We start from the raw sequence: 16,481 nt of genomic DNA on the forward strand, positions 1-16,481 counted from the left end.
TCTAGATCCTGCCGGCCGCGCTGGTCCATGCGAGTTCGGCGAAGGCCGCGTGGTTGTGGATGCTCTCGTCATTGACGGCCCGGACGCGGTAGGCCTCGACATGGTTCGAGTCCCTAAGTGACTGAGCAACATTGCGTACCATGTCTTCGACGAACACGGGTTTGTCGTATCCTGCCATCGTCACATGACGCTCGTCGGGTCGTTTCAGCAACGCGTATACAGGCGACGATCCAGCACTTTCAGCGATGTCGATGAGTTCATCGAACCAGAGATCGGTCGGATTCTCAGTGGGGTGGGCATCGATGGTGATCCGACCACGTTGGTTATGTGCACCTCGATCGCTGATCGCCTTGCTGCACGGACAAACGCTCGTGACCGGTACCACGACCTGCAGTGCGAGGCTGCTGCCTGCACGTTCACTGACTGCGGTGACGGCGCAGTTGTATTCGACAAACGCCCGCGCACCGGTGACAGGAGCCAATCGCTCCAGGAAGTAGGGAAAGGCCAGGTGTACGCGGGCGCGACCGCTTCCCATGCGGTGGCGGAGGTCATCGGCGATACCTACCGCACTCTCCGAGCCCAGTTGCTCACGCCAACTGTGGAGTACCTCGATGAAGCGACTGAGATGCGCGCCTTTGACCCCGGCATCGAGGCTCACCGACATATCTGCGGTGGCCACAGTCTCTCGTTTGTCTCCCTGCCCACTTGATATCAGTATCGGGTACCTGAGGCCTTCGATACCTACCTCATCGAGTGGGATACCCCGTACGTCGGAAGCGGCCTGTACGTCCGGGAGCATCAGACACCCCCGCGATAGATGCAACCAGACGTGCACGTCTCGCGCACTTGGATTGCAGCCAGAGGCAATTGATCCACCAGGCGTTCCCAGATCCACCTTGCGAGCACCTCGCTTGTGGGATTCTCAAGCCCTTCGATGTCGTTGAGGTAGTAGTGATCGAGTTGCGCCTCGATCGGCTTGAAAGCAGCCTTGAGGTCGCCGAAATCCATGAACCAGCCCGAGTCGGGATCGATTTCGCCCTGAAGATGAACCTGTACGCGGTAGCTGTGACCGTGCAGGCGGGCGCACTTGTGCCCCTCGGGCACGTTCGGAAGCCGGTGTGCTGCTTCGAACCTGAATTCACGAAATATCTCAATCAACGGATCCCCAATGTCTTGTGCGTCTGGACGCTCAACTGCCACTGCGGGTGCTCTAGGCAGTAATTGATCGCCGCCTGAGTGTTGGGCACCAGGTCGGGGCCATCCATCGGCTGTAACAGGAAACGAGTGAAATCGAGGTTTTCAAATTGTTCCGGCTGTGCATCATTTTGCGGGTATACCAACTTCAAATCGTTGCCTGAGGTCAACACGACATCGGCGCCCGCTTTGGGGCTTACACACACCCAGTCGAGTCCGGCAGGAGCCTGGCGAGTGCCATTCGTCTCGACCGCAACTTCGAACCCCTCTGCGTGTAGAGCATCCACCGCTGCCTGGTCCAACTGGAGCAGAGGCTCACCGCCCGTACAAACCACATAGGGACGGCTGCGCGGATGGGGACGTCCCACCCAGGTCTTCGCCACCGCCGCCGCGAGGTCTGTAGCGGTTCGAAAACGTCCTCCGCCAGGCCCATCCGTGCCGACGAAGTCTGTATCACAGAATTGGCAGATGGCTCGATGTCGGTCCTTTTCCAATCCGGTCCACAGATTGCAGCTCGTGAATCGGCAGAACACCGACGGCCGCCCGGCGTGGCTTCCTTCGCCCTGAAGAGTGTAGAAGATCTCCTTTACCCGATACATTTGCCGGATCAGGCCTGGAGAGAAGTGAAGGAGGGGTCGACCAGCCCAAGTTCGGCGAAGCCGCGGCCTCGCAGCAGGCACGAGTCGCAGGTCTCGCAGGCACGACCGTTAACCGGGTCGTAGCAACTGTGGGTCCAGGAGTAATCCACTCCGAGTTCGAGCCCTCGCTCGATCGTCTGCGCTTTCGTCAGGTCGATCAGCGGGGTGTGGATCTGGAGCAGTTGCGTGCCCTCTACACCGGCCTTCGTGGCCAGGTTGGCCATGCGCTCATAGGCCTCGATGTACTCGGGTCGGCAGTCCGGGTACCCGCTGTAGTCGAGAGCGTTCACGCCGATGAACACGTCGGAACATCCGAGGGTCTCTGCCCAGGCGAGGGCGAAGGAGAGGAATACCGTGTTGCGCGCCGGCACGTAGGTGATCGGGATGCCGGAACCCATGTCGTCAACCCGGTCGTGATGCGGGACGTCGAGAGCGTGGTCCGTCAACGCGGAACCGCCGAAGACGGCCAGGTTGATGTCGGCTATCACGTGCTGTGTGGCGCCCAACTTCGAAGCGACGAGCCTGGCGGCCTCGAGTTCCTCCGTGTGCCGCTGACCGTACCGGAAGCTGAGCGCGTACGTCTCGTACCCTTGTTGGTGTGCTATCGCGAGGACCGTCGTCGAGTCGAGCCCGCCGCTGAGCAGGACGACCGCTTTGCGCTTTCCTGTGGTCACTGCGTCTTCCTATCGCTGAGGCCGGAGGAAACTGCTTCGTCATTCGACACCTGGTGAGCGTAGTTTTTCGCGACCGCTGCTGCAACACGACCACGACTTCGAGGTTGCGTTAATACAGCTTGCCCTGCACTCATGGTTGGTGTGAGCAGCATCGCTAGGTCGATGAGGAGGTAGCCCTATGCCTCTTGACCTGGGGCTTATTGTCAGAGCACTGCTCACACCGAGGTGTACAGAGAAACTGCCGTCCGCTAAACCGGTATATGGCAGCAGTTTCGCGAAGCCTGCACGGTCGTGAAAGTGCCCGCCCGGGGCGCCCTGCAGCTGCAAGCTCACGGCGAGTGGCTGATGGCAGTGGGGGCTGCTGCAGAGTGAGTGACGTTGATGATAGAAGGGGCACGCACGCCGAGCAGCGAGGACCCTTCCGACATCAACGTCACTTCGGAGGGCATCTGCCCCAAATGCTGCAGAAACCGCGGAGAGATTGGTGGAGAGGAGCCGCTCGCGGCGGGATCGGCCGCGCTTGAGCGGCACCGCTGAGCGCGCCGACACAGCTTCGGGGCGGGATGAGCGGGGATGTCGATGGCCTGGAAAGGCAGAAGCCCGGTCCCGCTGGACGCGAAACCGGGCCCCGGTCGTGTCGCTACGCCTGGTGGAAGTCGCCGCGCGCGATCCCGGCGGTGAACGCGTCCCAGGCGTTGGCAGAGAAGGTCAGGTGCCCGACCGCGATGTTCTTGGAGTCCCGGACACCGACATAACTGCCCGCGAAGGCGACCTCGACGCAGTCGATATCACCGCTCTTGGTGGATTTGAACCAGCTGGCACCGTCGAAGTGGGCATTCATCGCGCGAACCTCCTTGCTGCCTGCCGGAGCAGGTCACGTGACTGTTGCGGGTTCAACGCTACGCGGCTGAGGGCCTGGTGCGCCTTACGGTATCGCTCTACGGTTTCAGCCTGCTCGAGATACAAGGCGCCCGTGAAGCCTTCGAGATGCACAGTGGACGGTTCGCGCGTACCGGTAGTGCTCTGTGCGAAGTCGAGAATGCCGAAAGGGCCGGCGACTTCGCCGAGCGGTAGCGCTGCGGTAAACGGCACTACCCTGATCTCGATGTTGTCCCGAGTGCTGAGGTCAGCGAGGTGCCGAAGCTGCTGCGACATGATCGCCGGGCTTCCGACGACCCGGTGCAGCGCGTGCTCGTCCAGCAACTCGATCACGCGCAGCGGTTGCCAGTTTCGAGTGACGAGTTTCTGCCGGTGCAGGCGAATCTGTACCCGCCGGGAGATGTCCGAGGCGGCATTGTCGGGATAGGCCGTGCGAATCATGACCTCGGCGTATGACGGCGTCTGGAACAGGCCGGGGACGATGTTGCTGAACGATGTCGAGGTGGCGGCAGCCGCTTCCAGGCCGATGTAGACGCTGAAACCTTCCGGAATGAGGTCGCCGTACTCGTGCCACCAGCTCCGGTCGTTGCCTTGCCGAGCCAACCCCATTAGCGCATCGGTCATCGTCTGATCGGCGTGCAGCACGCGGCACATCGCTTCGATGTCGAGTAGCCGGATGCGGTGCGGTGTTCCAGTCTCGAGCCGCTGTACCGTCCCCGCGCCCCGCTCGATCAGCCGAGCAACCTCTGCGATCGTCAGCCCGGACTCCTGCCGTAGCTCGCGCAGATGCCGACCCAACTGCCTGCGCGGCACGGTCGACCCCGCGTGGGGCTCGGGCCGCCCCGCACTTTTGGATTCCCCGTTTTGAACACTGGGGCCCCTATTTTTGGATGCCACAGATCTCCCCTTTGGATGAAGGAAAAGTCCTCATACACAACGGTTTACATCATATCTGGAAACCGCTCAGGGTGGTCGGCGCGATCGCCTCGGATCATCCGGACACCCCTCGAAACGCGCCTGCCGATGCGGTCTTCTATCCCCGGCGCCCGGCCCGGGAGGAACGTCAGGGGTTCCTCCCGCACACCGGACCCACTGCCCCGGTTCGGGGCCGGGCGCCCTCGCATCCGAGGGCCAGCAACCGAGGGGGAAATGAATGCACGTCGGCGCACCGCTGTGGGGGACGACGCTCGAGGAGCGCTGCGACTACTACCGCGAGGTGTGCGGAATCCCGGCCTTCGTCAGCACCGACGGGGTGAACACTATCCGGGCCGGCGGCGACGACTTCTGTGTGGTCACCACTCCACCACATCTCGGTGCCGCTGTGCGATCACGGATGGACGACGTGCCGGGGCGATGTGGACCCGCCTTGTTGTCCGCTCTCAGCGGACGGTGGGTGTTTCTCGCTCGCGTCGGCCCCCTCGACATCTGCGCCGACCTCGAACTCGCCGCAGTGAACGTCGGAATCACGGATGCCGCGACCTTGCTTCTCCCCGTGCCGGGACCGCCCAGCACCGCGCAGCGCACGTGGGTCGTTCCACCTACCGATACCTACCTGCCCACCCGGGACTGGATCATCGACGCTGTTCGCTGGTGTCGCGAGCGCGCCGGCTCGGTCGGCGTTCAGCGATGATCCCCGGGACCGAGCGGGCGGCACCGAAAACCGCTCCGATCCGGACGGCGGCCCCCTTACCCACGGGCACCCCTCCCGTCGGATGCCACGAGTTGCGATTGACGGCCCTGCCGCTGCCTGCAAGGCCCCTTCGCCCGATTGCAGCGCGTCATGCGGCGGCAAGCGTTTCCACAGTGCTCATCGCTCGAAAACGGAGGCGACTCTGTGCTTCCTCTACGTAGCAACGCTCGTACCGGCCGGAACGGCTCGTTGCCGAGTTCTCCGCGCCCCGATGAACCCGACATCTGGCTCACCCTCACTGTCGGCGGCCTCGAATTCCAGTTCGTCGCCTGCCTCACCGCCGCCCTGATCTTCGTCTGCGACCTCCAACACCACCGCCTCGCCGAACAGATCCACATCGCCGCGTACGGGGCACACGGGACCCCGCGGCTCCCCAACGAATGCCTCTTCCTCGAGCCGTAGCCCCCGACCGCTTTTCCAGGTAGCAGGTATCGCGAATGGGGGAAACCCACCACCCGAATCCCCCGTCAGCCGTGGCGACGCCAACCCCGGAAATCGGCCAAAGTTCACAACTATGACCACAACACTCACCACCTCGCCCACCCCCGAGGAACTGTCGTGGCGCGCCAACGGCCTCTGCGCACAAACCGACCCCGACGCCTTCTTCCCAGACCAGGGCAAATCCGCCCGCGACGCCAAGCGCATCTGCGCCGGCTGCGAGGTGCGCGAGCGTTGCCTGCAGTACGCCCTCGCACGGGACGAGCGCTTCGGCATCTGGGGCGGGCTCAACGGGCGGGAGCGGAGGCGGATCGCTGGTCGCGATAGGTCTCCAGGAGGCGCAGCCAGACCTCGCTGATGGTGGGGAATGGCGGGACGGCGTGCCAGAGGCGGTCGATCGGGACCTGGCCGGTGATGGCGATGGTCGCGGAGTGCAGCAGCTCCGCGACGCCGGGGCCGGCGAAGGTGGCGCCGACGATCGTGCGCTGGTGCGGGTCGATCAGGAGCCGTGCCTGGCCGCGGTAGCCGGGGAGGTACTGCTGGGCGCCGACGACGCGGCTCAGGTCGTAGTCCACCACGTCCACGGTCCGGCCTGCCCGTGCGGCGTCGTCCGACGTCAGGCCGACGGAGGCGATTTCGGGGTCGGTGAAGACGACCTGCGGTACCGCGACCGTGTCGGCGGTGCCGGCGTGGGTGCCCCAGGAAGCGGTGTCGACAGCCCGGCCGAGAGCTCGGTCGGCGATGAGGGTTCCGGCTATGCGGGCCTGGTATTTGCCCTGGTGGGTGAGGAGCGCGCGGTGGTTCACGTCGCCGACCGCGTACAGCCAGTCGGTGCCGGGGACGGCGTAGGTGTCGTCGGTGTCGAGCCACTGGCCGGGGTGCAGGCCGATGGTTTCCAGTCCGATGTCATCCGTGCGGGGGGTGCGGCCGGTGGCGAGGAGGAGTTCGTCGGCGACGAGGTGGGTGCCGTCGGTGAGGGTCAGGGTCAGGGTGTCGGTGCGCTCGGCGTGGGTGATCCCGGTGGTGAAGCGGAGGTCGGCGCCGGCGGCGCGGAGGCGGTCGGCCACCAGGGCGGCGGCGAAGGGTTCGACGCGGGGGAGGAGCCGGTCCTCGCGGACGATTGCGGTGACCTGCGCGCCGAGCGCCTGCCATGCGGTCGCCATCTCGACGGCGACCACGCCGCCGCCGAGGATCGCCAGGCGGGCGGGGACGGTGCGGGCGCTGGTCGCCTCGCGGCTGGTCCAGGGGCGGACGGCGGCCAGGTCGGGGAGCAGCGCGGCGCGGGTTCCGGTGCAGATGGCGACGGCGTGCCGGGCGGTGAGGGTGCGCGGGCCGACGGTGACCCGGCGGGGGCCGGTGATGCGGGCGTGGCCGCGGATCAGGTCGATGCCCGCGGTTTTCAGCCAGGCGACCTGTGCGCTGTCGTCCCAGTCGGAGGCCATGCGGTCGCGGTGGGCCAGGACGGCGGCGGTGTCGAGCGGTGCCACGGCGAGGCCGGGGAAGCGGGCGGCCTCGGCGTGCAGGAGGGCGGGGCGGAGCAGGGCCTTGCTGGGGTCGCAGGCCCAGTAGGAGCATTCGCCGCCCGCCAGTTCGGATTCGATGATGGCCGTTCGTAATCCGGCGGCGGCGGTGCGGTCGGCGACGTTCTCGCCGACCGGGCCTGCGCCGAGCACTATGACGTCGTAGAGCACGGGGAACCTCTGTTCTCGTCAGCGGCCGGGGTGGCGCTGGGTGACTTCCTGGAGGAACCAGGCGTTGCCGTCCGGGTCCTCGAACGCGGCGAACGAGCCGTAGCTGGCGCGCGCCGGGTGCGGGCCGGGGCGGCGGTGCGCGGCTCCGGCGTGGTGGAACGGGCCGGTGTCGTCGTGGAACGGGCCGTCCACGGTGACGCCGCGTTCGCGGAGGAACTCCACGGCCTCCGCGATATCGGTGACCACCAGGTGCAGGCCGCGCGCGGAGCCGGGGGCGGCGTCGGTGACGCCGGTGCCGAAGAGGATCGAGCAGCCCGAGCCGGGCGGGGTCAGGTGCACGACGCGATACCCCTCGTCGGCGTGGTCGACGTCGAGGCGGAAGCCGAGCCGGCCGGCGTAGAACTCTTTCGCGCGGTCGACGTCGGTGACGGGCAGGACGACGACCTCCAGTGCGAACCGCATGGTCAGCCTTTCTCGGAGCGGGTGGCCTCGGCGATGACGTCGGCGACCACGTCGGGGTGCGAGACCGCCACGGAGTGCGAGGCGGCGACCTCGACGGCGTGCGCGCCGGCCCGGCGGGCCATGAAGCGCTGGGCCTCGGCGGGGATATTGCGGTCCTCGGTGGTGATCACGTCCCAGCTGGGGATGGTGTGCCAGGCGGCGGCGGGGGCGGGCTCGGTCAGCGCGGACTGGGCGATCGGGCGCTGGGTGGCGGCCATGAGGGCGGCGCGGGCGGGGTCGACGTCGGCGGCGAACTGGGCGGGGAAGCGGTCCTGGCGGATGGTCAGGTCGATGCCGTCGGGGCCGGGGGTCTGGGCGAGGGTGTCGGGGAGGGTGGAGCCGGGGAAGCGGCCGGTCAGGTCGAGCGCGGTCTCGCCGGATTCGGGGAGGAAGGCCGCGACGTAGACCAGGGCCTCGACCTTCGGGTTGCCCGCCGCGGCGGCGCTGATCACCGAGCCGCCGTAGGAGTGCCCGACCAGGACGACCGGGCCGTCCACGGTGGCGAGCACGGAGCTGAGCGCGGCCGCGTCGGCGGCGACGCCGCGCAGCGGGTCGGCCGCGGCGACCACGCGGTAGCGGTCGCGGGTGAGGCGCTGGATGACCTCGTCCCAGCTGGAGCCGTCGGCGAAGGCGCCGTGTTCGAGGACGATGGTGCGCCTGGGGGCGTCGTCGATGGGTTCGGCGCGCAGGGTGCTGGCCGAGCAGGCGGCGGCGAGCAGGCCCGCAGCGGCGATGGCGGTGAGCGAGAGGATCTTCATCGGATCGTCCGCAGCGGGCCGGCGAAGGACTTGCGCAGGGAGGAGGGGCCGACGAGCGGGAGCAGCGCGGCCAGTGCCTTGCGGCGGAGCGTGGCGGGGGTGCGGGTCAGCTCGACGTCGATGCGGGAGCCCTCGCCGTCGGGGACGGCGCGGAAGACCCAGCCGCCGCCGGGGCCGAACACCTTCGAGTCGAGGGTGGTGATGGTGACGGTGCCCGGCTGCCACTCGTAACGGGCGCGCTCCCAGGCGGATTCGGTGCCCTCGGTGACCTCGGCCCAGTTCGCGCCGTACTCGTGCAGGGTGAAGTGCTCGGCGTCGATGCTCGGCCACGCGGCGGGGCGGGCGGGGCTGAAGTCGGTGAGCACCGCGACCACCTCGGCGGGGGTCAGGGCGGATCGGAGGTGGAAACGGACGGTTGTCATGGGGTTGCTCCTCGGTGCCGGGCGGGCCGGATTCGGCCGCTCCACCACCATCGCCGCCGGGTGGTGGGCGGCGAATCCGTCAGATGACGCTGCGATGACGTATCCGCCGACGCGCCGGGCAACTGTTCACCACCGCTTCCACCGTCGTCCTACGTTGGCGGGGCAGGAGAGGAGCGCAGATCATGGACACTCGCGCGGCAATCGGGATCGTCGGCCGGGACGAGGAGCGGGGTGCGCTCCGCTCGTTCGTGAGCGGGGAGCGCGGCGGGGCGCTCGTGGTGTGGGGTGAGAGCGGTCTCGGCAAGACCACGCTGCTCGACGATGCCGCCGGATATGCCGCTGAACAGGGACGGACCGTGGTTCGGGTGTCAGGGGTGGAGGCCGAGGCGGGGCTGGACTACGCGGGGTTGCATCAGATTTTGTATCCGCTGCTCGGGGTCTCGGCGGAGCTGGATGGCGGGGCGCGGGAGGTGTTCGAGACCGTGTTCGGGCAGCGGGCCGATGCGCCGCCGTCGGTGCTGACGCTGGGGATCGCGGTCCTCGCGCTGTTCGAGGCGGCCGGGCCGCTGGTGCTGGTTCTGGACGACGCGCAGTGGCTGGATGCGGCGAGTGCCGGGGTGTGCGGGTTCGTCGCTCGGCGGTTGCGGGGGTCGGTGACCATGCTGGTGGGGGTGCGCGCGGAGGTCGCCTCGGATTGGGACGGCGCCGCGCTGCTCGAGCTCCAGCCGCTCTCCGATGCGGCCGCGGTTGAGCTGCTCGACCGGCGCTACCCGGAGCTTCCGCCCCGGACCCGGCGGCGCACCCTGGAGAACGCGGGCGGTAATCCCCTGGCGCTGCTCGAGCTGCCCACCCACATCGCCGCGGGCGCCGACGATCTCGACGACGAGCCCGCGGTGCCGGTGCCGCACAAGTTGCGGCGGCTCTACAGCGCGCAGATCGCGGCGCTCGGGCCGGCGGTGCGCGTGGAACTGCTGCGCGGGGCGCTCGACCCGGCGTACCACCTGCGCGGGGTCGAGGAGGCGCAGGGTTTGCTCGTTATCGAGAGCGGCCGGTACGTCTTCCGGCATCCGCTGGTGCGGGCGGCGGTGATCGGCGCGGCCACTCCCGAGCAGCGCCGTGAGGCGCACGCCGCGCTGGCCGCGAGCTGCTTCGACGACCTCGAACGCCGCGCCGCGCACCTCGCGGCCGCCGCCATCGGACCCGACGACACCGTGGCGGCGCTTCTGGAGACGGCCGCCGGCGCGGCCATCCGGCGTGGTGGGGCGGGCGCGGCGGTGGCGCTGCTGACCAGGGCCGCCCGGCTCAGCGAGAACGAACCCGACCGCTCCCGCCGGTTGGGCGACGCCGCCTTCGTCGCCGGCCACGCCGCCCGACTGGACCGGGCGCAGCGGATCGTGCGCGCCGAGTCCGCCGCCGAGGTGCTGGCCTCGGCCTACACGGCGTTCTACGGCGACGGCGATATTCGCGACAGCTACCGGCGGGTCGCTGCGACGATCGAGGGGCTGAGCCGGGAGACCGGTGAGCCGACCGCCACCCTGACCCGGCTCGTCGACCTGCTGATCGCCATGAGTCAGTACGCGGGCGACGCGGAGACCTGGTCCCGCACCCGTTTATTGCTCGACGGGCTCGGCGCGTTGGTGACTGCGCGCTCCCGGCTCTACCTCGACACCTGGGGGGATGTGGTGCGGCACGGCTCGGGCGCCGCCGAGAAGGTGCTGCGGGAGGCGGCACAGCCGGAGCCGACGCCGTGGGACGTCACCCGGCTCTCGGTCTCCGCCTACCACCTCGATCTGGCGGGCGAGTTCCGGCCGCGGTTGCAGCGGATGATGGATCGGGAGCTCGATACCGGGGCGGTGGCCAGTGGGATCGTCATGGCGCACGTCATCATGCTCGACCAGATGGCGAGTGGGGAGTGGGCGGCGGCCGAGGTGACCGGGGTGCGGGCGCTGGAGCGGGCCGGCGAGCTCGGGTTCGAGCTGTTCGTGCGGCAGACCAGGGGTTACCTGGGGTATCTGGCGGCGTTGCGGGGGCGAGTGGAGGAGGCCGGGGAGGCGCGGGCGGAGGTCGAGTCCTGGGCGCGGCCGCGCGGGCTCGGGTTTCTCACCCAGCTCGCGGACGCCATTGGCGCTGTTGCCGCTCTGAGCAGCGGTGATTACGAGACGGCTTATGGTTGCGCGACCGCTATTACCGAGCCGGGGGAGTTCACGCCCTACGCCTACCAGGCGTCGCGCACGCTGCTCGATCTGGTCGAGGCGGCGGTGTATTCGGGTCGGCTCGAGGAGGCGCGCGCTCATGTGCGCGCGGCGCGGGCGGCTCGGTTGGAGGCGATCTCGCCTCGGTTGGCGATTCTTGTTGCCGGGGCCGGAGCGTTGGTTGCCGACGATGCCGGCGCGCTGAATGTCGACGGCGCCGGCGCGCTGGTCGCGGCCGCCGAGAACCATCCGGCGGCCGGGCGCTTTCCCTTCGAGTTGGCCCGCATCCGCCTCGCTCACGGAATTCGTCTGCGGCACAGCAATAACCGCAGCGCCGCGCGGCCTTACCTGACGGCGGCCGCCGCGGATTTCGATCGGCTCGGCGCCGCGCCGTGGGCCGCCCGCGCGCACGCGGAGCTGCGTGCGCTCGGTGTGCGGGCGGCCGCACCGGAGACGGCGGCGCTGACCGAGCAGGAGCGGCGGATCGCCGAGCTGGCCGCGGCGGGGTTGACCAACAAGGAGATCGGCAGGCAGCTGTATCTGTCGCCGCGGACCGTCAGCTCGCACCTGTACCGGGTGTTCCCGAAGCTCGGGATCACCACCCGCGCGGCCCTGCGCGACGCGCTGGCCCGCGAGTTGACCGGCGTGTAGTACGACGCTGCGCGCGGCACCCACCGGGTGGGCGGCGCAGGCGTCACGGGAAGTCCGCGGAGCTGCTGACCTCGGCCCACGCGCGTGTCTCCCGTTCCCGCTCCGCACCGGCCGCCAAGGCGGCGTCGACCGCTTGGGCACCGAGCAGCAGCCGTCGCGGCGGGTCGTCGTGCGCCGCAACGTCGATGAGCACGCGGGCGGCGCGGGCCGGGTCACCGGGCTGGGTGCCGTCGTTGTCCCGCCGGTAGCGGTTCATGGCGCCGACGGTCTCCTCGTAGTCGGCGCCGACCGCGTGCAGCTCCATAGACGAGCCCTGCCAGTCGGTACGGAAGGCGCCGGGCTCGACGATGACCACCCGCACGCCGAACGGCGCGACCTCCGCCGCCAGCACCTCGGAGAACCCCTCCACCGCGAACTTCGCACTCTGATACGCCCCCATCCCCGGCGTCCCGCCGACCCGCCCGCCCACCGACGAGAACTGCAGGAACACCCCGGACCGCTGCTCGCGCAGCACCGGCAGCGCGGCCCGGGTGACATTGACGACGCCGAAGAAGTTCGCCTCGAACTGCTCGCGGAAGTCCCGATCGGTCATCTCCTCGATCGGCCCGCTATTGGCGTAGCCGGCGTTGTTGACCACCACGTCCAGCCTGCCGAAGAGTTCGATGGCGCGTTCCACGGCGGCGCGGGCAGCGGCCGGGTCGGTGACATCCAGTCTGGTGGTGCCGATTTGGTCGCCGTACCGCGCGGCGAGCTCTGCGAGCTGCTCCGGACGGCGGGCGGTGGCGAGCACCCGGTCGCCGTGCTCGAGCACCGCCTCCGTGAGCGCGCGCCCGAAACCGCGGGACGCGCCGGTGATCATCCAGATCCGCGACATGTCAGTTCCTCCCTCGATCGACATCGATGATCGCCTGGGCGAAGGGCTGCGGCGCCTCCTGCGGCACGTTGTGCCCGATGCCGTCGAGCACCCGGTGCTCGTACCGCCCGGTGAACTTGCTCCGGTAGGACGAGCCGTCCTTGGCCGCGCCGTCGAAATCGCTGGCCAGCGTGATGGTGGGCACCGTGATCGGCGGGGCGGTGGCGAGCTGCCGTTCGTTGGCGTCGTACTGCGGTTCACCCGGTGCCAGCGAGAGCCGCCAGCGGTAGTTGTGCACGACGATATCGACGTGGTCGGGGTTGGCGAAGGCGGACACGCTGCGCTGGTAGGTGGCGTCGTCGAAGTTCCACGCCGGGGAGGCGGTGTGCCAGATGAGCCGGTTGAACTCGTCGCGATTGCGCTCGTAGCCGAGGCGGCCACGGTCGGTGGCGAAGTAGTACTGGTACCACCAGCCGAGTTCGGCCTGCGGGGGCAGCGGTTGCAGATTCGCGGTGAGCGAGGTGATCAGGTAGCCGCTCACGGCGACCAGGGCGCGGCAGCGCTCCGGCCACAGGGCGGCGATGATGCCCGCGGTGCGGGAGCCCCAGTCGAAGCCGCCGAGGATGGCCGAGTCGATGCCGAGGGCGTCCATGAGGTCGACGATGTCGCGGGCGATCGCGGATTGCTGAGCGTTGCGGACCGTGGTGGTCTCGCGGAAGGTGGTCGAGCCGTAGCCGCGCAGGTAGGGGACGATTACGCGGTAGCCGGCGGTTTCCAGGAGCGGGGCGACGTCGGCGTAGCTGTAGGGGTCGTAGGGCCAGCCGTGCAGGAGCAGGACCGGGGTGCCGGTGGGGGAGCCGTATTCGGCGTAGCCGACATTGAGGAGTCCGGCGTTGATCTGCTTCACGGGGGCGAGGGTGGTGTGGGTGCCGGAGCCGGTTCGGAGTGCGGCGCCCGGGATGGGGGCGGCGGTGGGCGCGGGGGTTGAGCAGGCGGCGAGTGCGCCCGTGGCGCCGATTGCGAGTGCGCCGCCGAACAGGCCTCTTCTGGTGAGTGTCATCGGAACTCCTGGGGTCGGTTTACGTTTCCGACGCTAGGGAGTGGGCGGGGGCGTTCGCCCCCGTCGAATGACCCAATCGATGACTGTTCCTACTCGGCCTGCTCCGCTTCGGATGACAGAACTGCTGAGCGCTGAGCCTCTCCGAGAACCGCCTTATTCCGCGACCATGACGCCATGACCGGAGTCGAAGCGGAAGATCGTGTCCGGCGTCAGGAACTCCTGCTCGCCGAATCTCAGGCTGGGATTCTGGCCGTACCACCATTCGGCCTGAACGGGGTTGCCCTTGGAGAGGAAGAGAGTGACGTACGGGCTCGCGAGATCGGAATTACTGCTGCGCTGCGGCAGCGATGTCAAACATGCCAGTTCGAGGTCCGTTCCAGCTCGCTCGTCGAGGCGGGCATCGGTTGTGCTCGTGCCGACATAGATGGCACGGTCCCAGTCCATCGTCCACCCGGCGCGCTGGATCATCTCGGTCATCGTCGCGGATTCCAGTTGCTGATTCACCGCGTTGTCGAAGGCGCCGACCAACGCTTTCGAAGTGCCGAGTGGTGTGGGATGTCGAATCAGGTCGAACTCCTGCGAGGAACAGGTGGGGCCGCTCGACTCCTCGCCGATCAGTTGACAGCCGGAACTCGTCAACATCACAGCGGCGATCAGCGCTGCGAGCAGGACGGGGGGTACTCGCATGCTAATTACCTCCGAGCGGTAGATCGGCTCCGGGCAGAGTCGCAGTTTGTCCTGGTTCGACCGAGTTGCTGAAGGCGATCTGTTTCCCGTCCGGCACCGACTGAAGGACCACCGCCCTGTTGTCGTGGATAGCGTCGAGGACCTTCTGTCGCAACTCTTCCGGCGTGGCATCGATATTCTGAGTTCCGATTTCTCGGCCCAGTTGGTTGTTGTAGAGATCCATCGCCTCGCGGGCGGCGGGATTGCTTCCGATCTTCTCGTGCGCACTGGCGAAGGTGTTCGTCCATTCCGGTCCGAACTCCTGGGTCATTCGCGCGTTCCAGTACGTGTGACGGAACGCGTCGGCGTGGCCGTCCGAGAGGGCGACCTTGGTGGCGGTCTCGCTGAGTTCCGGGTAGGCCGTTTCCGCAACCACCTGTGCTTCGTCTTGGATGGCGTAGAAGGTTTTCAGATTCAACGGGCCGTCCGGAGGCTGAGCAGCGAGTATCGCCAGTGCGGCAGCTTCCTCCTGCGTCATCGCCTTCGGTTGAAAATCCGGCGCGTACAGGCGAATCGTGTCCAGCAGGGTGCCGGAGGGGAAGACGACCGTCTCATCCGACGCGTCCACTTGATACTCGCGCAGAATCCGGGCCAGTTCGGGGTCGCTGGGGACCGGGATCAGCGCTTCCCGGACTGCCTCGGGCAAGCCTTCGAGCACCTTGTTGAGCTCGGCGTTGTAGGTGAGATCGGCCTTCCAGATATCGTTCAACGCACCCTGCAGCGCGGCTTGGAGGGCGCCGCGGGTCCGCTCGACGGACAGCGACTGGGTCAGGCCGGTCAGCAGGTTGCCGGTCATCCATTCCAGCACCGACTTCCGCGACAGCACCTGGCCGTCCTCGGTGTAGAAGAGTTGGTACTCGGATGCCTCGATCTCGCGGACCGTGTCCACGATCGTCGTCTTCGCCGATCGGAAGATGTCTGCGACTTCCCGAACGGGTGCTGTCATCGAGGTGATCGCGTCCACCGTTGCGAGGGCGTTCCTGCGTTCGGCGTCGAAACGCGTGCGCAGCGCGTCTCCCGCTTCGCCGTCGAAGTAGTCGCGCGAGTTCTGTACGTCACGGCTGGCTGCTTCGACGTCGGTTTCGATGGTGTTGGCGAGCGAGTCGAGTTCGGTGGGAAGTCGCTCGCCGGCGCTGACATTCCAGCCCAGGACCTTCGTGACCGTGATGGAAGGGCCGTCCGTCACCGCTGACCCGCCTCTCTCATCGAGGCCGCGTTAGCGGCTTCCTGCGCGTCGTAGGCAGCCGCGGCGGCATCGATATCAGCGGCGACCGCGCCGACTCGGTCCGTGTGGTAGCGAACGACCCGGTCCAGTGCCTCAAGCACTTCCTGGACCCGGGTGAAAGTCTCGGATCCTGCCATGCCGGCACGGGCCGCGTCACGGGTAGCCTGGGCCAGCGGTTGGCGGCTTTCGATAATTCCTGCCTGCGTGCGCAGCCTCGTCGCCAGCTCCCGCATCTTGACCGGATCGACCCTCACCACGCACCTCGCGAATGCTGCCGCCCGCGAATTCGATCCTCGACCCGGCGGGCCTCTGTCAGCGCGGTGGTGTGCGCCCGCTCGTGACAATCCCGGACGAGTTGGGCGAAGTGCTCGGGCCCGCGCTCCATCGCGAAATCCGTCAAACGCAGGTCGGTGATGGTGCCGTAGATATCGACCTCGATATTGACCGAGCCGTCCGGCGAGAACGCCGTGCCACGGACCTCGGCGACGGCGGTGTTGACCTCGGCGACCTGCCGGGCAACCTGCTCCAGGTCTTCAGACATCGGAACTCCCCGGAGTAGCCGGGCCGAGGATCTGCGCGGCTTGGTCGATGGCCGCCGTGTGCGCGTTCCGATGCTGCTCGACGAGCACCGCGGCGAGCCGGTCCGGGCCGTCGTCCATGGCGTAGTCGGCGACGTAGAGGCGGGTTATCCGGCCTGCCGGGTCGGTCTCGATGGTTATGGTTCCGTCGGCCGACCTCGATTCGCCGCGGACCGCGGCTATCCGCCGGTCGAGCTCTGATTCCGGTTCCGCAGCGTCCACGCTCCACCCCACTTCCACGTCTTCGGGACGGCCCCCAGCGGTATCCCCCGGGGCAACCGTATACCGGACGTTCGGGCACCGCGAAGGGG

The 16,481-nt window shown here is 68.0% G+C and carries 20 protein-coding genes and 1 pseudogene; 4 read left to right on the forward strand and 17 right to left on the reverse strand.

Features of this window, described 5'->3' with window-relative positions; all coding sequences use genetic code 11:
* Position 1: 1 nt before the first annotated feature.
* The 6 genes from folE2 to ACFUUZ_RS12030 form a co-directional block, all read right to left on the reverse strand.
* Complete coding sequence (folE2, locus tag ACFUUZ_RS12005) at positions 2-799, reverse strand: GTP cyclohydrolase FolE2 (protein ID WP_378695233.1); 798 nt, start codon at positions 797-799, stop codon at positions 2-4.
* Positions 799-1,155 carry a 6-carboxytetrahydropterin synthase QueD gene (queD, locus tag ACFUUZ_RS12010; RefSeq protein ID WP_378695346.1) on the reverse strand — a complete coding sequence of 119 codons (357 nt, stop codon included), beginning with the start codon at positions 1,153-1,155 and terminating at the stop codon, positions 799-801. The genes folE2 and queD overlap by 1 nt, the downstream gene beginning before the upstream one ends.
* Positions 1,155-1,793: a 7-carboxy-7-deazaguanine synthase gene (gene queE / locus ACFUUZ_RS12015; RefSeq protein ID WP_378695235.1), complete on the reverse strand. Its 639-nt coding sequence runs from the start codon at positions 1,791-1,793 to the stop codon at positions 1,155-1,157. The genes queD and queE overlap by 1 nt, the downstream gene beginning before the upstream one ends.
* Before the next feature lie 8 nt (positions 1,794-1,801).
* A complete protein-coding gene (gene queC, locus ACFUUZ_RS12020) occupies positions 1,802-2,506 on the reverse strand; it encodes a 7-cyano-7-deazaguanine synthase QueC (protein WP_378695237.1) in 705 nt (234 codons plus the stop codon).
* A gap of 640 nt (positions 2,507-3,146) precedes the next feature.
* On the reverse strand, positions 3,147-3,347 hold the full coding sequence (locus tag ACFUUZ_RS12025; protein WP_378695239.1) for a DUF397 domain-containing protein: 201 nt from the start codon (positions 3,345-3,347) through the stop codon (positions 3,147-3,149).
* Positions 3,344-4,198 carry a helix-turn-helix domain-containing protein gene (locus tag ACFUUZ_RS12030; protein ID WP_378695241.1) on the reverse strand — a complete coding sequence of 285 codons (855 nt, stop codon included), beginning with the start codon at positions 4,196-4,198 and terminating at the stop codon, positions 3,344-3,346. The genes ACFUUZ_RS12025 and ACFUUZ_RS12030 overlap by 4 nt, the downstream gene beginning before the upstream one ends.
* 340 nt (positions 4,199-4,538) lie before the next feature.
* On the opposite strand from ACFUUZ_RS12030, the gene ACFUUZ_RS12035 reads away from it, so the two are divergent.
* The 3 genes and pseudogenes from ACFUUZ_RS12035 to ACFUUZ_RS12045 form a co-directional block, all read left to right on the forward strand.
* Positions 4,539-5,015 (forward strand): hypothetical protein, encoded by a 477-nt coding sequence (locus ACFUUZ_RS12035; RefSeq protein WP_378695243.1) that lies wholly within the window; start codon positions 4,539-4,541, stop codon positions 5,013-5,015.
* Positions 5,016-5,264: 249 nt separating this feature from the next.
* Positions 5,265-5,477, forward strand: a complete 213-nt coding sequence (locus ACFUUZ_RS12040; protein WP_378695245.1) for a hypothetical protein — start codon at positions 5,265-5,267, stop codon at positions 5,475-5,477.
* A gap of 166 nt (positions 5,478-5,643) precedes the next feature.
* Positions 5,644-5,871, forward strand: a pseudogene (locus ACFUUZ_RS12045) (WhiB family transcriptional regulator); the annotation flags it as partial.
* Here the strand turns inward: ACFUUZ_RS12045 and ACFUUZ_RS12050 are convergent.
* Genes ACFUUZ_RS12050 through ACFUUZ_RS12065 form a run of 4 tightly spaced genes read right to left on the reverse strand, consistent with a single transcriptional unit; the run spans position 5,801 to position 8,885 of the window.
* Positions 5,801-7,204, reverse strand: coding sequence for a dihydrolipoyl dehydrogenase family protein (locus ACFUUZ_RS12050; RefSeq protein ID WP_378695247.1), 1,404 nt, complete (start codon positions 7,202-7,204; stop codon positions 5,801-5,803). The pseudogene ACFUUZ_RS12045 and the gene ACFUUZ_RS12050 overlap by 71 nt on opposite strands.
* A gap of 18 nt (positions 7,205-7,222) precedes the next feature.
* Positions 7,223-7,666 (reverse strand): VOC family protein, encoded by a 444-nt coding sequence (locus tag ACFUUZ_RS12055; protein WP_378695250.1) that lies wholly within the window; start codon positions 7,664-7,666, stop codon positions 7,223-7,225.
* A gap of 2 nt (positions 7,667-7,668) precedes the next feature.
* Complete coding sequence (locus ACFUUZ_RS12060; RefSeq protein WP_378695251.1) at positions 7,669-8,463, reverse strand: alpha/beta fold hydrolase; 795 nt, start codon at positions 8,461-8,463, stop codon at positions 7,669-7,671.
* Positions 8,460-8,885: a hypothetical protein gene (locus ACFUUZ_RS12065; protein WP_378695253.1), complete on the reverse strand. Its 426-nt coding sequence runs from the start codon at positions 8,883-8,885 to the stop codon at positions 8,460-8,462. The genes ACFUUZ_RS12060 and ACFUUZ_RS12065 overlap by 4 nt, the downstream gene beginning before the upstream one ends.
* A gap of 182 nt (positions 8,886-9,067) precedes the next feature.
* On the opposite strand from ACFUUZ_RS12065, the gene ACFUUZ_RS12070 reads away from it, so the two are divergent.
* The gene (locus ACFUUZ_RS12070) at positions 9,068-11,728 is read left to right on the forward strand and encodes an AAA family ATPase (protein WP_378695255.1); all 2,661 of its coding nucleotides are present in this window, start codon (positions 9,068-9,070) and stop codon (positions 11,726-11,728) included.
* 43 nt (positions 11,729-11,771) lie between these two features.
* Here the strand turns inward: ACFUUZ_RS12070 and ACFUUZ_RS12075 are convergent, their stop codons facing one another.
* From ACFUUZ_RS12075 to ACFUUZ_RS12105, 7 genes are all read right to left on the reverse strand, one after another.
* On the reverse strand, positions 11,772-12,602 hold the full coding sequence (locus ACFUUZ_RS12075) for an oxidoreductase (protein ID WP_378695257.1): 831 nt from the start codon (positions 12,600-12,602) through the stop codon (positions 11,772-11,774).
* A gap of 1 nt (position 12,603) precedes the next feature.
* Complete coding sequence (locus tag ACFUUZ_RS12080; protein WP_378695259.1) at positions 12,604-13,641, reverse strand: alpha/beta fold hydrolase; 1,038 nt, start codon at positions 13,639-13,641, stop codon at positions 12,604-12,606.
* Between the two features lie 153 nt (positions 13,642-13,794).
* Complete coding sequence (locus ACFUUZ_RS12085) at positions 13,795-14,328, reverse strand: hypothetical protein (RefSeq protein WP_378695261.1); 534 nt, start codon at positions 14,326-14,328, stop codon at positions 13,795-13,797.
* Between the two features lies 1 nt (position 14,329).
* Positions 14,330-15,553 carry a DUF6973 domain-containing protein gene (locus tag ACFUUZ_RS12090; RefSeq protein ID WP_378695263.1) on the reverse strand — a complete coding sequence of 408 codons (1,224 nt, stop codon included), beginning with the start codon at positions 15,551-15,553 and terminating at the stop codon, positions 14,330-14,332.
* Positions 15,550-15,846: a type VII secretion target gene (locus ACFUUZ_RS12095; protein WP_378695265.1), complete on the reverse strand. Its 297-nt coding sequence runs from the start codon at positions 15,844-15,846 to the stop codon at positions 15,550-15,552. Before ACFUUZ_RS12095 ends, ACFUUZ_RS12090 begins: the two co-directional genes overlap by 4 nt.
* Entirely contained in the window at positions 15,843-16,133 is a 291-nt protein-coding gene (locus tag ACFUUZ_RS12100) for a YbaB/EbfC family nucleoid-associated protein (protein WP_378695267.1), read from the reverse strand. The genes ACFUUZ_RS12095 and ACFUUZ_RS12100 overlap by 4 nt, the downstream gene beginning before the upstream one ends.
* Complete coding sequence (locus tag ACFUUZ_RS12105; RefSeq protein WP_378695268.1) at positions 16,126-16,392, reverse strand: YbaB/EbfC family nucleoid-associated protein; 267 nt, start codon at positions 16,390-16,392, stop codon at positions 16,126-16,128. Before ACFUUZ_RS12105 ends, ACFUUZ_RS12100 begins: the two co-directional genes overlap by 8 nt.
* Positions 16,393-16,481 lie beyond the last annotated feature (89 nt).

This window comes from Nocardia sp. NPDC057353 (assembly GCF_042667085.1).
Classification (GTDB): Bacteria; Actinomycetota; Actinomycetes; order Mycobacteriales; family Mycobacteriaceae; genus Nocardia.

Coding starts and splice junctions, on each gene's coding strand:
- ACFUUZ_RS12085 (WP_378695261.1), bottom strand. CDS start 14,328: ATGCGAGTACCCCCCGTCCTGCTCGCAGCGCTGATCGCCGCTGTGATG.
- ACFUUZ_RS12100 (WP_378695267.1), bottom strand. CDS start 16,133: ATGTCTGAAGACCTGGAGCAGGTTGCCCGGCAGGTCGCCGAGGTCAAC.
- ACFUUZ_RS12075 (WP_378695257.1), bottom strand. CDS start 12,602: ATGTCGCGGATCTGGATGATCACCGGCGCGTCCCGCGGTTTCGGGCGC.
- folE2 (WP_378695233.1), bottom strand. CDS start 799: ATGCTCCCGGACGTACAGGCCGCTTCCGACGTACGGGGTATCCCACTC.
- ACFUUZ_RS12060 (WP_378695251.1), bottom strand. CDS start 8,463: ATGAAGATCCTCTCGCTCACCGCCATCGCCGCTGCGGGCCTGCTCGCC.
- ACFUUZ_RS12055 (WP_378695250.1), bottom strand. CDS start 7,666: ATGCGGTTCGCACTGGAGGTCGTCGTCCTGCCCGTCACCGACGTCGAC.
- ACFUUZ_RS12035 (WP_378695243.1), top strand. CDS start 4,539: ATGCACGTCGGCGCACCGCTGTGGGGGACGACGCTCGAGGAGCGCTGC.
- ACFUUZ_RS12070 (WP_378695255.1), top strand. CDS start 9,068: ATGGACACTCGCGCGGCAATCGGGATCGTCGGCCGGGACGAGGAGCGG.
- ACFUUZ_RS12065 (WP_378695253.1), bottom strand. CDS start 8,885: ATGACAACCGTCCGTTTCCACCTCCGATCCGCCCTGACCCCCGCCGAG.
- queE (WP_378695235.1), bottom strand. CDS start 1,793: ATGTATCGGGTAAAGGAGATCTTCTACACTCTTCAGGGCGAAGGAAGC.
- ACFUUZ_RS12025 (WP_378695239.1), bottom strand. CDS start 3,347: ATGAATGCCCACTTCGACGGTGCCAGCTGGTTCAAATCCACCAAGAGC.
- ACFUUZ_RS12080 (WP_378695259.1), bottom strand. CDS start 13,641: ATGACACTCACCAGAAGAGGCCTGTTCGGCGGCGCACTCGCAATCGGC.